This window comes from Pseudomonas inefficax (assembly GCF_032164165.1).
Taxonomy (GTDB): Bacteria; Pseudomonadota; Gammaproteobacteria; order Pseudomonadales; family Pseudomonadaceae; genus Aquipseudomonas; species Aquipseudomonas inefficax.
The window spans coordinates 3,339,953-3,354,552 of the sequence record NZ_CP134401.1 but is presented as its reverse complement, the minus strand read 5'-3'; the positions used below and the strand labels follow the sequence as shown (position 1 = coordinate 3,354,552).

The 14,600-nt window shown below is 64.7% G+C and carries 17 protein-coding genes; 11 read left to right on the top strand and 6 right to left on the bottom strand.

Features of this window, described 5'->3' with window-relative positions; all coding sequences use genetic code 11:
* Window positions 1–72 precede the first annotated feature (72 nt).
* From RIN61_RS15050 to RIN61_RS15005, 10 genes are all read left to right on the top strand, one after another.
* A complete protein-coding gene (locus RIN61_RS15050; RefSeq protein WP_085626733.1) occupies window positions 73–1,092 on the top strand; it encodes an outer membrane protein assembly factor BamD in 1,020 nt (339 codons plus the stop codon).
* 94 nt (window positions 1,093–1,186) lie between these two features.
* Entirely contained in the window at window positions 1,187–1,417 is a 231-nt protein-coding gene (locus RIN61_RS15045; protein WP_112251895.1) for a PP0621 family protein, read from the top strand.
* A gap of 226 nt (window positions 1,418–1,643) precedes the next feature.
* Window positions 1,644–2,408, top strand: a complete 765-nt coding sequence (locus tag RIN61_RS15040) for a FadR/GntR family transcriptional regulator (RefSeq protein WP_085626734.1) — start codon at window positions 1,644–1,646, stop codon at window positions 2,406–2,408.
* A gap of 90 nt (window positions 2,409–2,498) precedes the next feature.
* Window positions 2,499–3,701 carry an ABC transporter substrate-binding protein gene (locus tag RIN61_RS15035; RefSeq protein WP_112251894.1) on the top strand — a complete coding sequence of 401 codons (1,203 nt, stop codon included), beginning with the start codon at window positions 2,499–2,501 and terminating at the stop codon, window positions 3,699–3,701.
* Between the two features lie 65 nt (window positions 3,702–3,766).
* Window positions 3,767–4,627, top strand: coding sequence for a branched-chain amino acid ABC transporter permease (locus RIN61_RS15030; RefSeq protein WP_039614952.1), 861 nt, complete (start codon window positions 3,767–3,769; stop codon window positions 4,625–4,627).
* 1 nt (window position 4,628) lies between these two features.
* Window positions 4,629–5,648 (top strand): branched-chain amino acid ABC transporter permease, encoded by a 1,020-nt coding sequence (locus RIN61_RS15025; RefSeq protein WP_085601755.1) that lies wholly within the window; start codon window positions 4,629–4,631, stop codon window positions 5,646–5,648.
* A complete protein-coding gene (locus RIN61_RS15020) occupies window positions 5,648–6,400 on the top strand; it encodes an ABC transporter ATP-binding protein (RefSeq protein WP_207879907.1) in 753 nt (250 codons plus the stop codon). The genes RIN61_RS15025 and RIN61_RS15020 overlap by 1 nt, the downstream gene beginning before the upstream one ends.
* Window positions 6,400–7,095: an ABC transporter ATP-binding protein gene (locus RIN61_RS15015; protein ID WP_112251892.1), complete on the top strand. Its 696-nt coding sequence runs from the start codon at window positions 6,400–6,402 to the stop codon at window positions 7,093–7,095. The genes RIN61_RS15020 and RIN61_RS15015 overlap by 1 nt, the downstream gene beginning before the upstream one ends.
* A 153-nt stretch (window positions 7,096–7,248) precedes the next feature.
* Complete coding sequence (locus tag RIN61_RS15010; RefSeq protein ID WP_243432500.1) at window positions 7,249–8,526, top strand: Zn-dependent hydrolase; 1,278 nt, start codon at window positions 7,249–7,251, stop codon at window positions 8,524–8,526.
* 1 nt (window position 8,527) lies between these two features.
* Window positions 8,528–9,937: an amidase gene (locus RIN61_RS15005; RefSeq protein ID WP_215520196.1), complete on the top strand. Its 1,410-nt coding sequence runs from the start codon at window positions 8,528–8,530 to the stop codon at window positions 9,935–9,937.
* Window positions 9,938–10,051: 114 nt separating this feature from the next.
* Here the strand turns inward: RIN61_RS15005 and thiO are convergent, their stop codons facing one another.
* Genes thiO through RIN61_RS14980 form a run of 5 tightly spaced genes read right to left on the bottom strand, consistent with a single transcriptional unit; the run spans window position 10,052 to window position 12,879 of the window.
* Window positions 10,052–11,149, bottom strand: coding sequence for a glycine oxidase ThiO (gene thiO / locus RIN61_RS15000; RefSeq protein WP_112251889.1), 1,098 nt, complete (start codon window positions 11,147–11,149; stop codon window positions 10,052–10,054).
* Window positions 11,150–11,203: 54 nt separating this feature from the next.
* Complete coding sequence (locus RIN61_RS14995) at window positions 11,204–11,593, bottom strand: type IV pilin protein (RefSeq protein ID WP_112251888.1); 390 nt, start codon at window positions 11,591–11,593, stop codon at window positions 11,204–11,206.
* 1 nt (window position 11,594) lies between these two features.
* On the bottom strand, window positions 11,595–12,059 hold the full coding sequence (locus RIN61_RS14990) for a hypothetical protein (protein WP_112251887.1): 465 nt from the start codon (window positions 12,057–12,059) through the stop codon (window positions 11,595–11,597).
* Complete coding sequence (locus RIN61_RS14985; RefSeq protein ID WP_112251886.1) at window positions 12,056–12,700, bottom strand: PilW family protein; 645 nt, start codon at window positions 12,698–12,700, stop codon at window positions 12,056–12,058. Before RIN61_RS14985 ends, RIN61_RS14990 begins: the two co-directional genes overlap by 4 nt.
* Window positions 12,697–12,879 (bottom strand): prepilin-type N-terminal cleavage/methylation domain-containing protein, encoded by a 183-nt coding sequence (locus RIN61_RS14980; RefSeq protein ID WP_112251885.1) that lies wholly within the window; start codon window positions 12,877–12,879, stop codon window positions 12,697–12,699. The genes RIN61_RS14985 and RIN61_RS14980 overlap by 4 nt, the downstream gene beginning before the upstream one ends.
* Window positions 12,880–12,988: 109 nt before the next feature.
* On the opposite strand from RIN61_RS14980, the gene RIN61_RS14975 reads away from it, so the two are divergent.
* Window positions 12,989–13,504, top strand: a complete 516-nt coding sequence (locus RIN61_RS14975; protein WP_112251884.1) for a GspH/FimT family pseudopilin — start codon at window positions 12,989–12,991, stop codon at window positions 13,502–13,504.
* 136 nt (window positions 13,505–13,640) lie between these two features.
* On the opposite strand, the gene ispH is transcribed toward RIN61_RS14975, so the two are convergent.
* Entirely contained in the window at window positions 13,641–14,588 is a 948-nt protein-coding gene (gene ispH, locus RIN61_RS14970; RefSeq protein ID WP_215520195.1) for a 4-hydroxy-3-methylbut-2-enyl diphosphate reductase, read from the bottom strand.
* Window positions 14,589–14,600: the final 12 nt, after the last annotated feature.

Genomic DNA, 14,600 nt, shown 5'->3' with positions numbered 1-14,600 from the left:
GTTGGCCGGGGCGCTCATCATAACAGGACGGCACCGCCCAAGACAGCGGCCGTCAAAGGGACGCAAGCCGCCATGCAAGTGAAACACCTGCTGCTGATCGCCATCCTCGGGCTCACCGCGGCCTGTTCCTCCAATAAAGAAGTGATTGACGAGAACCTCAGCGAGGCCGAGCTGTATCAGCAGGCGCAAGCTGACCTGGACAACTCCAGCTACACCAGCGCCGTGAACAAGCTCAAGGCCCTGGAGTCGCGCTACCCGTTCGGCCGCTATGCCGACCAGGCGCAGCTCGAGCTGATCTACGCCAACTACAAGAACTCCGAGCCAGAGGCTGCCAAGTCGGCGGCCGAGCGCTTCATCCGCCTGCACCCGCAGCACCCGAACGTCGACTACGCCTACTACCTCAAGGGCCTGACCTCGTTCGACCAGGACCGTGGCCTGGTGGCGCGCTTCCTGCCGCTGGACATGACCAAGCGTGACCCAGGTGCCGCCCGCGACTCGTACAACGAGTTCGCCCAGCTGACCAGCCGCTTCCCCAACAGCCGCTACGCGCCCGACGCCAAGCAGCGCATGATCTACCTGCGCAACCTGCTGGCCTCGTACGAAATCCATGTTGCCGACTACTACCTGAGCCGCCAGGCCTATGTAGCTGCCGCCAACCGTGGCCGCTACGTGGTGGAGAACTTCCAGGAAACCCCATCGGTCGGCGACGGCCTGGCGGTGATGGTCGAGGCGTACCAGAAGATGCACCTGGACGAACTGGCCGCCACCAGCCTGGAAACCCTCAAGCTCAACTACCCTGACCACCCGAGCCTGGCAGATGGCGAGTTCCAGCCAAAGCAGACCGAGTCTGACGGCCGCGGCTGGCTGTCCAAGGCAACCCTGGGCCTGATCGAAACCGACACCCCGCTGCCGCCGGGCGAAACCCGCGCCAACCAGGATGTGGTCAAGCAGTTCCAGGATGCTCGTGACGAGATGCCGCGCGAGCTGCTGCCGACTGACGAGAACGGTGACCCGATCGTGCCGGAAGGGCCGAAGGAAGCCGAGAAGGACCGCTCCTGGTTCAGCTACATGACCTTTGGTCTGTTCGACTGATACGCAGCGGTACATGAAAGGGAGGCCTTGGGCCTCCCTTTTTTATTGGCCGCGTCCTAGACTGTCGGCTTCTTCAACCGACAAGCTGGACACCATGGTTCGCCTACTTTTCTGGATCGCCCTGATCGCCGCCGCGTTCTGGCTGTGGCGCAAGTTCAAAGCCAGCCAACAGTCGCACCCCGAGGCGAAGCTGGATGCGCCGCTGAAGATGGTGCGTTGCGCCCATTGCGGCGTGCACCTGCCCAATGACCGGGCGCTGCAACAGGGCGACGAGTGGTATTGCAGCCAGGCACACCTGCAACAGGGCCCCGGCCGCCAGAACTGAACACAGTAGCCTGTGGGAGCGGGTTCACCCGCGAATGCGTCGGTAGCTTCACTGCAGCATTCGCGGGTAAACCCGCTCCCACAGGTGGTGCGGTGAATCCCAACATCACTTATCCCTCCCCGACCCTTTCGCACCATTTGCGACCCCTCCCCCGCCGCCAGCATTGACCCACCCCGGCAAAACTCGCTAAATCCTATTTATCCGCATAAATATGAAAAATAGCGAAATGCTCAAACCCAAACGCAAGCGCCAGAAGCTGTCCGATGTGATCGTCGAATCGGTAAAGCGCTCGATCGTCACCGAAGCGCTGCACCCCGGCGACCGCCTGCCCACCGAGCGTGAGCTGATGGAGCATTTCGAGTGCTCCAAGGGTACCGCCCGCGAAGCGCTCAAGGCCCTGGAGGTCGAGGGCCTGGTCAGCACCCGCACCGGCCCGAGCGGTGGCGCCTACCTCAACGAAGTCGGCACCGAACCTGCCAGCCGCGCACTGCGCAACTACCTGCACTTCCAGCACCTGGACGGCGAACAGGTGTACCAGTTGCGTAAGGTCATCGAGGTGGAACTGGCGGTGTCGGTGATGGGCAAGCTGAGCGAAGCCGACTACGCCGCGCTGCAGGCCAACATCGACTTCTGCAGCGCACCGGAGGACAGCGAGGAAGGCCAGCGCGAACAGCGCCTGGCCGAGCTGGAGTTCCACACCCTGCTGGCCGACCGCTGCTCCAACCCGCTACTGCGTTTCATGGCGGTGTTCCTCAACGACCTGCTGCGTGACCTGGTGGTGCTGAAAAAAGCCTACCTGCCCAAGCGCCAGCAATTCGCCGCTGCCAACATCGCCTACCACAAGCAACTGCTCACCGCCCTGCGCGCCAGCGACGAGCCCGCCGTGCGCCGGCTGATGCACGAACACATGTGCGACGCCGAACACCACATGACCGCGCTGGAAGGCGAGGTTGCCCGTAACTTCCTGCTGGAGTTCGAACACCACCACTGATCCGCCTGGAAAGAGGCCTGCACACAGGCCCGACCGTACCCGCTTTGTCATTGCCACTCCTGCCTAATAACCACAACCAAGGAGTTACTCATGCAAAGACGTACCCTGCTCAAGGCAGGCCTTGCCCTGGGTGCCTTAGGTAGCCTCCCCCTGGGGGCGCACCGGGCATTCGCCGACCAACCGTTGACCTTCTATGGGCTCAAGTCGATGTCTGGCGCCTTCGCCAGCTACGGCAAGTACGCCGACATGGGCTCGCGCCTGGCTATCGCCGAACACCCGCAACTGCTCGGCCACCCGCTCAAGTACAAGGTCATCGACACCGAAGGCAACGCCGGCAAGGCGGTGCGCAAGGTGCAGGAAGCCATCGGCCAGGATGGCGCACGCTTCTTCCAGGGCTGCACGCTGTCGTCCTCGGCACTGGCGGTGTCGAAGGAAATCCACAAGGCCGGCGGCGTGTTCATGACCCCTGTCGGCGCCGATGAAATTACCGGCAAGGACTGCAATGCCTCGACCTTCCGCTGGTCGGTGCCCACCTACGGCGCCATCCGCGAAACGCTGGTGCCGATGAGCCGCCAACTGCCCCAGGCCAAGCGCTGGTACACCATCACCCCGCAGTACGTGTTCGGCGATGCCCTGCTGGACAATGCCCGCAAGGTGTTCGCCGAGCTCGGCGTGGAACACATCGGCAACAGCTACCACTCGCTGCAGGAGCAGGAGTTTTCCGGCTACCTGACCAACGCCATCGCCGCCAAGCCCGATGTGCTGGTGCTGCTCAACTTCGGCAGCCAGGCGTCCAACGCCCTGCGCCAGGCAGTGAACTTCGGCATCAAGGAGCGCATGAAAGTGCTGATGGTGTGGTCCGCCGGCCTCGACCAGTTCCAGGAGCTGGGCAGCGACGTGCTCGAAGGCGTGTACCTGGGCGCGCAGTACTGGCACCAGGTCGATACCCCATTGAACAAACAGCTGGTCGCCGCCACCCGCAAGGCCTATGGCATCAACCCCAACTACCCGCTGGCGGCCGACTACATCGGCACCAAGGTCATGCTCGAAGCCATCATCAAGGCCGGCAGCCTGGATGGCGCCGCGGTGTCCGCGGCGTTGCAGGGCATGCGCTTCCAGGGCCCCACCGGCGAAGAACTGATCCGCCCGGGCGACCACCAGGTGCTCAAGGACTACTACCTGCTGCGCGGCAAGCCCCAGGGGCAGATGCGCGACGAGGACGACCTGGCCGAAGTCATCAGCTCGGGCCGCTCGTTCGTCGAAGTCGACCACACCGGTTGCGCCCTGGCCTGAAGCCACGGCGTCAGTCACACACACTCGTACAGGCAGCCGCACCGCGCGCTGTCGAGGGCACGCTCATGCTCGATTTGTACCTGTTCCAACTGCTCAACGGCCTGGGCCTGGGGATGATCTACTTCCTCATCGCCGTGGGCCTGACGATCATTTTCGGCCTGCTCAACTTCGTCAACTTCGCCCACGGCGCGTTTTTCTTGCTGGGCGCCTACCTGTGCTACACCGCCGTGGCCATTACCGGTAATTTCTGGCTTGCCCTGCTGATCGCACCACTGGTGGTGGCGGCGCTGGCCTGGGCGGTCGAGCGCCTGCTGATCAAGCGCATCTACCACCTGCCGCACACTTTCCAGATCCTCGTCACCCTTGGTATCGCGCTGATCATCCAGGAAGCCTCGGTACTGATCTGGGGCCCGGTGGGCAAGAACATCGCGGTGCCACCGGAGCTGCGCGGGGTGCTGATCGTCGGCGACTTCATCTACCCCTACTACCGGCTGTTCCTGATCGGTTTCGCCGCGCTGATCGGCCTTGGCCTGTGGCTGCTGCTGGAGCGCACCCGCTTCGGCGCCCTGGTGCGGGCCGGCAGCGAAAGCACCGAAACCGTGTCGCTGCTGGGCACCAACATCTTCCGCCTGTTCTCCCTGACCTTCGCCCTGGGCGTGGGCCTGGCCGGCGTGGCGGGCGTGCTGTTCGCACCGCTGCGTGGCGCCCAGCCCTTCGTCGGCCCGGAAATCCTCGGCATCGCCTTCGTGGTGGTGGTGATCGGCGGCATGGGCTCGTTCGGCGGTGCACTGGTCGGCGGCCTGCTGGTGGGTGTGGTGCAAAGCATGATGACCAGCCTCTGGCCGCAAGGCGCCAGCCTGATGATCTACGGCGCCATGGCCGCAGTGATCCTGGTCCGTCCCTATGGCCTGTTCGGGAGAGCCTGAGATGAGCGAGAAAAACCCATTGCCGGTCGCCAAGGGCCGCGCCCCGGCCCTGCTGTTGCTGGTGGTCGCCAGCCTGGTGGCGCTGCCGCTGCTGCTGCCATCGGCCACCCTGGCCACCGAGATCCTGATCTTTGCCCTGGCGGCGCTGGCCTGCAACCTGCTGCTCGGCTACACCGGCCTGCTGTCGTTCGGCCAGGGCATCTTCTTTGGCGTGGGCGCCTATGGCGCGGCGCTGCTGATGATCCACCTGCAGTGGGGCATGTTCGCCGCGCTGCTTGGCGCCGCCGTGTTCGGTGCCTTCCTGGCGCTGCTGGTAGGTGCCCTGGCGATCCGCCGCACGGGTATCTACTTCGTCATGCTGACCCTGGCCTTCAGCCAGATGGCCTACTTCCTGGCCTACACCCTCAGCGGCTGGACCGGCGGTGACAACGGCCTGCTCGATGTGCCCCGGCCCAATATCGAAATCGCCGGCCATGTGCTGGTCGACCTGGCCGACCCAAGGCACTTTTATGTATTCGTCGCGGTGCTGTTCCTGCTGATCTTTGCCGGCGCCCTGCGGGTGATCCGCTCACCATTCGGCAGCACCCTGCTGGCCATCCGCGAAAACGAGACACGCGCCGCAGCCATCGGCTACGACACCCGTCACTTCAAGATCCTGGTGTTCATGCTGTCGGGTGCCATCACCGGTATTGCCGGGGCGCTGTACGCCATGCTGCTGCACTTTGCGCCGCTGTCGAACATCGACCTGATGATGAGCGAGAACATCCTGATCATGACCATCGTCGGTGGCACCGGCTCGCTGTTCGGCTCGCTGCTGGGGGCCGGCGCCATCGTGTTGCTGGGTGACGTGCTGTCGGAGCTGTGGCCGCGCTGGCTGATGCTGCTTGGGGTGATCCTGATCCTGGTGGTGGTGTTCATGCGTGGCGGCCTGTGGGGCGGCCTGGCAGAACTGGGCAAGCGCCTGCTGGCTAACCGCAATGCCGATGACAAACCCCAGGCCAAGACCAAGGAGACCCTGTGATGAGTGACTACCTCCTGGAAACCCGCCAGCTGGAGCTGGCCTACGGCCCGTTCAAGGCGGTTGCGGGCGTCGACCTCAAGGTCCGCGCCGGCTCCATCCACACCATCATCGGCCCCAACGGCGCCGGCAAGACCAGCCTGTTCCACTGCCTGACCGGCGAGCGCCAGGCCACTGCGGGCAAGATCCTGTTCAACGGCCAGGACATCATCCGCAAGCCGTCCCACGGGCGCGTGGCGCTGGGCATGGCCCGTTCGTTCCAGCTCACCAGCCTGTTCCAGAACCTGTCGGTGCGCGAAAACCTGCGCCTGGCCGCCCAGGGCCGCGATGGCCTGGGTGCGCTGAACTTCTGGCGTAGCGTCGAGCACAAGCGCAGCCACTGGAACACTGCCGACCAGGTGCTGGAGCGCCTGAAGCTGACAGCCCGCGCCGAGACCCTGGCCGGCGAGTTGTCGCACGGCCAGCAACGGGTGCTGGAAGTGGGCATGTCGATCTGCGCCAAACCTGCACTGCTGATGCTCGACGAGCCCACTTCGGGCATGGGCATCGACGATATCCCGGTGATGACCGACCTGATCAGCGACCTCGGCCGCGACCACACCGTGCTGCTGATCGAGCACAACATGAGCATCGTCATGTCAATCAGCCAGCGCATCACGGTGATGAGCCACGGCCAGATCCTGGTCGAGGGTACCCCTGAACAGGTGCGCAACGACGAGCGTGTCCGCACCGCCTACCTTGGAGAGACCGCCTGATGCTCAACGTCGATTCGATCCATTCCTACTACGACAAGAGCCATGTGCTCGAAGGCGTCTCGCTCAAGGTCGAGGCTGGCGAACTGGTGACCCTGCTGGGGCGCAACGGCGCGGGCAAGACCACCACCCTGCGCAGCATCCTCGGCATCGTCCGCCCACGGCAGGGGCAGATCAGCTTCAACGGCCAGCAGCTGGTCGGCCGCGAAATCTTCGATATCGCCCGGCTCGGCATTGCCCTGGTGCCGGAGCACCGCGGCATCTTTCGCCAGCTAAGCGTTGAGGAAAACCTGAGGATTGCCGCACGCAAGGACAGCCGCTGGCAGCTGGAAGACGTGTACAGCATGTTCCCACGGCTGAAGGAGCGGCGCCGCAACGGCGGTTTCGCCCTTTCCGGCGGCGAACAGCAGATGCTGGCCATCGCCCGCGCCCTGCTCAACGGGCCGAAGCTGCTGATCCTCGACGAACCGACTGAAGGCCTGGCCCCGGTGATTGTCGACGAGCTGGTGAAGATTTTGCGGCGGATCAAGGACGAAGGCCTGTCGATCCTGCTGGTGGAGCAGAACCTGATGGTCTGCGACGCCCTGGCTGACCGCCATTACGTGCTGGAGCAGGGTCGGGTTGCCTACCAGGGCAGTGCGGCGCAGTTCCGCGAGGACCCGAGTGTCAAGAACCGGTATCTGGCCCTGAGCGCCTGACCCAGACCTTGTTTACCTGTGCCGGCCTCTTCGCGGGTAAACCCGCTCCCACAGAGACCTCACTGTCTTCAGGCCGGTGATATCCCTGTGGGAGCGGGTTCACCCGCGAAGAGGCCGGTACACGCAACCCAGTCATTTCAGGAGAGATGAACCATGAACACCCGCATCGATCCCTCGCAACACCTGCTCGGCCAGGGCCCGCTGGTCAGCCGCGAACGCCTCTGGCGATCGCTGATGGACCTGGCCCGGCTCGGCGCCACCGCCAAAGGCGGCGTATGCCGCCTGGCCCTGACCGACCTCGACCGCCAGGCCCGCGACCTGTTCGTGCGCTGGTGCGAAGAAGCCGGTTGTACGGTCAGCATCGACGCCATCGGCAACATCTTCGCCCGCCGCCCCGGCCGCAACCCGGCACTGCCACCGGTGATGACCGGCAGCCACATCGACACCCAACCCACCGGCGGCAAGTTCGATGGCTGCTACGGCGTCATGGCCGGCCTCGAGGTGCTGCGCACCCTGAACGACCTGAACCTGACCACCGAAGCCCCGCTGGAAGTGGTGGTATGGACCAACGAGGAAGGCTCGCGCTTCCCGCCATGCATGATGGGCTCGGGGGTGTTCGCCGGTAAGTTCGGCCTGCAGGAGACCCTGGCCAAGGTCGACGACCAGGGCCTGTCGGTAGGCGCGGAACTCCAGCGCATTGGTTACGCCGGCCCGCGCGTGCCCACCGGGCATGCCGTCGGCGCCTACTTCGAGGCGCATATAGAACAGGGCCCGGTGCTGGAAGACCAGCGCACCACCATTGGCGTGGTCCAGGGCTGCCTTGGGCAGAAATGGTTCGACCTGGTACTGACCGGCGTAGAGGCCCATGCCGGCCCTACTCCGATGCACCTGCGCAAGGATGCCCTGGTCGGTGCCGCCGAGGTGGTGGCTGCGGTCAACCGCGTGGCGCACGCCCACCAGCCGCATGCCTGCGGCACCGTCGGCTGCCTGAACCTGCACCCGGGCTCGCGCAATGTCATCCCCGGCCAGGTGCAGATGACCATCGACCTGCGCCACCTCGACCCCGAGCACCTCGCCACCATGGTCAGCGAAGTACGCGCAGCCATTGAAACCAGCACGGCAAGGCACGGATTGAGTTTTGAACTGACGCCAACCGCCGACTTCCCGCCGCTGTACTTCGCCGAGCAGTGCGTTGACGCCGTGCGCCAAGGCGCGCGGGAGCTGGGCCTGAGCCACATGGATATCGTCAGCGGCGCCGGCCACGACGCAATCTTCCTCGCCGAACTGGGCCCGGCCGGGATGATCTTCGTGCCCTGCGAGGGCGGCATCAGCCACAACGAAATCGAAAATGCCGCGCCACAGGACCTGGCCGATGGCTGCGATGTTCTGCTGCGCGCCATGTTCCAGGCCGCCAACCCGGGAGCCCGTTGAAATGACCCAGAAAACCGCGATTGGCGAGTTCACCGCCGTCGAACTGCTCGAGTTGTACCAGCGCCGCCAACTGTCACCGGTCGAGGTGATCGACGATGTGCTGGCGCGCATCGACCTGCACAACCCGGCGGTCAACGCCTATTGCCATGTCGACGGCGAAGGTGCCCGCGTCGCCGCCCGCGCCAGCGAACAGCGCTGGCAGCGTGGCGAGCCCTGCGGCCGGCTGGATGGCGTACCCGCCTCGATCAAGGACCTGACCCTGACCCGCGGCATGCCCACACGCAAGGGCTCGCGCACCACCTCGGGCGCCGGCCCGTGGGAAGTCGATGCGCCCTTCACGGCCTTCATGCGCGAAGCCGGCGCTGTATTGGTGGGCAAGACCACCACGCCGGAGTTCGGCTGGAAGGGGGTGACCGACAACCCGCTGTACGGCATCACCCGCAACCCCTGGGATACGCGGCTGACCGCCGGCGGCTCGTCCGGTGGTGCCGCGGCGGCAGCCGCACTGAACCTGGGCGTACTGCACCAGGGCAGCGATGCCGGCGGCTCGATTCGCATCCCCTGCGCCTTTACCGGCACGTTCGGCATCAAGCCGACCTTTGGCTACGTACCGCAATGGCCCGCCAGTGCAATGACCGTGCTGTCGCACCTGGGGCCGATGACGCGCACCGTCGACGATTCGGTACTGATGCTCGACTGCGTCGCCCGCCCCGATGCCCGTGACGGGCTGGCTGGCGCACCCAGGCAAGCGCCGTGGCTGGGCCAGGAGCAGGACCTGAGCGGCCTGCGCATCGCCTACAGTGCCAACTTCGGCTACGTGCAGGTCGACCCGCAGGTCCAGGCACTGGTGGCCCAGGCCGTGCAGCGCCTGGCACGGCTGGGCGCACAGGTTGAAGAAGTCGACCCGGGGTTCGGCGACCCGCTGGAGACGTTCAACACCCTGTGGTTTGCCGGTGCGGCGCGGTTGGCCAGTGCGTTCAGCGATGAACAGCGGGCGCTGCTTGACCCAGGGCTGCGCTGGATTGCCGAACAGGGAGCGCGAATCAGCCTTGGCGAATACACCCAGGCCCTGGAGGCACGGGCAGAGTTGATCGCCAGGATGAATGCCTTCCACCAGCGCTATGACGTGCTGGTATCGCCGATGCTACCGCTGGTGGCATTCGAGGCCGGGCACAATGTGCCGCCTGGTTCGGGGATGGCGCAGTGGATGGAGTGGACGCCGTTCAGCTATCCCTTCAACCTGACCCAGCAGCCGGCGGCTTCGGTGCCGTGCGGGTTCACCCGAGAGGGGTTGCCGGTGGGGCTGCAAGTGGTCGCCGGGCGCTTTGCCGATGAGCAGGTGCTGCGAGTGTGCAAGGTGTATGAGCAGCATTACCCGAGCCGGCACTTGCAGGCACCGATTACCGGCTGAAACCCCTACTGCCCTCTCCGGCCCTTTCGCGGGTAAACCCGCTCCCACAGGTACATCGCAGGTTTCGAAAACCGTGCGATCCCTGTGGGAGCGGGTTTACCCGCGAAGAGGCCCTCAGTTCAAACGCCCGACTGGCGCATACGGCGCCGGGTCAATGATCGGCTCTGCCCCGGTCAACAGGTCGGTAAACAGTTGGCACGAAGCCGGCGCCAGCACCAGCCCGTTGCGGTAATGCCCACAGTTCAACCACAACCCCTGATGCCCCGGCACCGGCCCGATATACGGAATACCTTCCGGCGACCCCGGCCGCAGCCCGGCCCAATGCGCCACCACCGGGGCCCCCTCGAGCTCAGGCAGCAACTCCACCGCCGACGCCTTCAGGCTCTCCAACGCTTCGCCGGTCGGGGTCTTGTCATACCCGGCATGCTCCAGCGTGCTACCCACCAGAATATGCCCGTCACGCCGGGGGATCGCATAGCGCCCCTTGGCCAGCACCATGCTCGGCAGGAAGTCGTCGGCACACTTGAACAAAATCATCTGGCCCTTCACCGGCTCCACCGGCAGCTCCAGGCCTAGCGTACGCAGCAGGTCGCCACTCCAGGCGCCGGCACTCAGCACCACCTCATCCGCTGCCAGCACACCGTCTGCCGTCTGCACACCGGTCACGCGGCCGCCTTGCTCGACGAAGCCGGTAATCTGGCAGTGCTCACGCAAGGTCACGTTGGGCAACGCCAGCAACGCCGCCTTGAGCGACTTCACCAGGCGCGGGTTGCGCACGTTGGCCACGCCGGCCATGTAGATCGCACGCTTGAAGCCTGGGCCCAGCACTGGCACTGCGTCATAGGCCGCCGAGATATCCACGGCACTCAGCGGCCGCTGCTCACGCTCGGCCCAGGCCAGCGCTTCGGCCTCGTCGTCCAGGTCGAGCCAGTACAGGCCGGTAGTGTGCACTTCGGGGTCGACGCCGGTGCTGGCGAACAAGCGCTCGCCCAGCTGTGGATAAAAGTCTTGCGACCAGTGTGCCAAGGCGGTCACCGCAGGGCTGTAGCGCCACGGGTACAGTGGCGAGACGATGCCACCGCCGGCCCAGGACGACTCGCGGCCGACTTCACCCTGATCACACACCACCACCTGCCCGACCTTCGCCGCCAGGTTGAATGCCGTCAGCAGGCCGATCACCCCGCCACCGACCACCACTACTTGCTTGCTCATCTGTCGATCCAACACCTGAAGTAAATCCGCGATGCACCGGGCATCATTCAACCTTCAGCTTCCCCAGCAGTGCACGCTGTCTTCGACGGCCCCCGGATTGCGCTGCACGCCAGCCTGGTCGAGCTGGAAATCGCCGCAGCGGTCCTGTGCCATCAGCCCGTTCGGCAGCCGCCGGGCGCGCAGCGTGAAGGTGTCGCTGTCACGCTGGGCCTGCAGGCTGTAATAGCGGGTACCATCGGGCAAGGCCGGGTCGCCCTCGGCGTATTGGCCAGTGCGTACGCGGTGGCGTTCCAGGCGCAGGGCGGCATCATGCAGCAGGCCAACCACTTCGCTGCGCGCAGCTCGCCGTAACTGGTCGCTGTAACTGGGGTAGGCAATGGCTGCCAGAATGCCGGTCACGGCCAGCACAATCAACAACTCGATCAGGCTCAAGCCTTGCTGCATGTCAGTCTCCTCGCAATCTCTGCCGCCAGGCAATGCGCCGGGTTGTGTCGCCGTCCATGGCATAGACCGCTTCCAGCACATGCCGTGACTGGGTTTGCAGGCTGACGGCGGTGACTCGGTACAGGGTGACCTGCTGCCCTTCCGGCATATGCGCGGCGTAATCGCTGGTACCCAGATTCTGCAAGTGGAAGTAGCCAGTTCGTGTGCGCTGCCACTGCCCGCTCAGATCGTGCGGTCGAACTGGTGGCGGGCACACTTTGCAAGGGTCGGGAGGAGCCCGTTCGAGCTCGCCTGCCCCTGCCAGCAACGTGTCCTCGGCCTGCTCCAGCGCCAGCAGGCCTTCGCTCAGATAACCAGTCATCCGCGTTGCCGCTAGCGCATCACGCAGGGCGGACGCCGCAAGCAACCCCAGCAGCGTGCTCAAGACCAGGGCCACCAACAGGACGATGCCACGCTGACCACTCATGAGGCCGGCACCGGATTGCGGATCGCCACGCTCAGTTCATGGCGTTGTTCGAGTTCGAGCGTGGGTTCGTAAAGCGTCAGGGCAATATCCACCCGCTCACCTTGCGCCACTTGCACACGCTGGAAACGCATGGACCGCACATTCTCAACCAGCGGCTGGAAGTTGCTGTTGTTGCGTTTGAATTTCAGCGTATTGCCCTGGAGCTGGTAGACATATCTGCTGATGGGGTAAACCTGTGGGTAGCCCTCCTTCAACTTGTCATCCACAGACACTTCGCTTGTGCAGTCCGTGTGCAGGAACCACAGCGGCGCCCCGGCTTGCCCAGGCAACTCCGTCACGACCAGGCTCAGGGTGGATGCTTCGACTTCCATCGGCCGGGTAAATGCGTGCTCTGCGCTGGAACTGCTGAAGTGCTGTGGCCGAAGTCGCAGGCAGCCGAACATCCCGGTCATGCGGATATCCTGGGCCATTCGCAGCAATGCCAGGCGTGCCTCATCCTGCATGCGTACTGCCGTGCTTTGCAGCCGCCATGCGTGGTGGGCCGAGGTAAAGAGCTGGCTGGCGGCCGCCAACAGCAGCAACCCGATGGTCAGCGCCAGCATCACCTCAAGCAAGCCGAAACCACGCTGGCCGCGCCTCATGGCCGCCCCCTTTCCTGCTCACTGTGCGCCGCCATCAGCGCCTGCCCATCGCGGCGCGCGTCCTCGGCAGCTTGCAATGCCCGCAGTTGCAAGCCTGCTGCTGCGAACATACCCACGGCCACCACGCCCACCGCCAATAACACTTCCAGAAGCGTCATGCCCCGTTGTATTGCGCGCATCCCTGCACCTCCTGCGACTTTTCCTGCAATTGCATTGAACCCGGGCGACTGGACCGCCGGTCCAACGACCGTGAAGCTATAGCCAAGCACTTCCAGGGAGGAATGCACGGTGAAGCAACGAGGTGTAACACTGATACAAATGTTGTCGGCCCTGGCGGTGGCCATATTGCTGACACAGCTCGGCATGCCGGCCTACGCCAGATTGAGCGACGACCTGCACAGGGCGGCGGCTGCGCGTGACTTGGCGCAGGCGCTGCGCAGTGCGCGCAGCCATGCCATGCTGCAGAGCCAGCCGGTGCTGGTGCAGGCGCTGGATGGTGATTGGGGGAATGGTTGGCGGGTGATGCTGGAGCATAACCAGCAGGTGCTGCGCGAGCAGCGCCTTTCACGGCCGCTGACGATCACCAGCAATGGCGGCGGGCAACTGAAGTTCAGTGCGCAGGGGGTTCCGCTGGGGGCGAACAATAACTGGTTTGGTTCAACGATGGAGGTTTGCGAGCGCTTGACCCCAACTAGCCAGTATCGAGTGGTGATGGCACAGACTGGCAGGGTCAGGGTAGAAATGGGAGAGGCCAGAAACTCCCGGTGCAAAGGCTCCGCCAGCAGATCGACGCAGTCTCTGTAGGAGCGGCCTTGTGTCGCGAACGGGCCGCAAAGCGGCCCCGGCAATGCCAGCTCTAACGCTGAAATCTTGGGGCTGCCTTGCAGCCCGTTCGCGACACAAGGCCGCTCCTACAGGGAGATCGCGCCCGAAAGCGCGGTCAGATCAGCGACCGAACCCGCAGCTCCTTGGGCATGGAGAAGGTGATGTTCTCTTCCCGCCCATCCAGTTCTTCAGCGCCGGTGGCACCCCAGGCCTTGAGCTGTTCGATCACGCCACGCACCAACACTTCAGGGGCAGAAGCACCGGCGGTGATGCCGATCCGCGCCGTCTGGTCGAACCAGCCACGCTGCAGGTCCTCGGCACCGTCGATCAGGTAAGCCGGGGTGCCCATGCGCTCGGCCAGCTCGCGCAGGCGGTTGGAGTTGGAACTGTTCGGGCTGCCGACCACCAGTACCACATCACACTCGTCCGCCAGTTGCTTGACCGCGTCCTGGCGATTCTGGGTGGCGTAGCAGATGTCGTCCTTGCGCGGGCCACCAATGTTCGGGAAACGCGCACGCAGGGCGTCGATGACGCGGCTGGTGTCGTCCATCGACAGTGTGGTCTGGGTAACGAACGCCAGGTGGTCCGGGTCCTTCACCTGCAGGCTGGCAACATCCTCCTCGTCTTCGACGAGGTAGATGGCGCCACCGTTGCTGGCGTCGTACTGGCCCATGGTGCCTTCGACTTCCGGGTGCCCTTCGTGACCGATGAGGATGCACTCACGGCCGTCGCGGCTGTATTTGGCCACTTCGATGTGCACCTTGGTCACCAGCGGGCAGGTGGCATCGAACACTTTCAGGCCACGGCCAGCGGCTTCCTGGCGCACGGCCTGGGAAACGCCGTGGGCACTGAAGATGACGATGACATCGTCCGGTACCTGGTCCAGCTCTTCGACGAAGATGGCGCCACGGTTGCGCAGGTCTTCCACCACGAACTTGTTGTGCACCACTTCGTGACGCACGTAGATCGGCGGGCCGAAGACTTCCAGCGCGCGGTTGACGATCTCGATCGCCCGGTCGACCCCCGCGCAGAAGCCGCGAGGGTTGGCGAGTTTGATTTGCATGCTCGGCTCCAG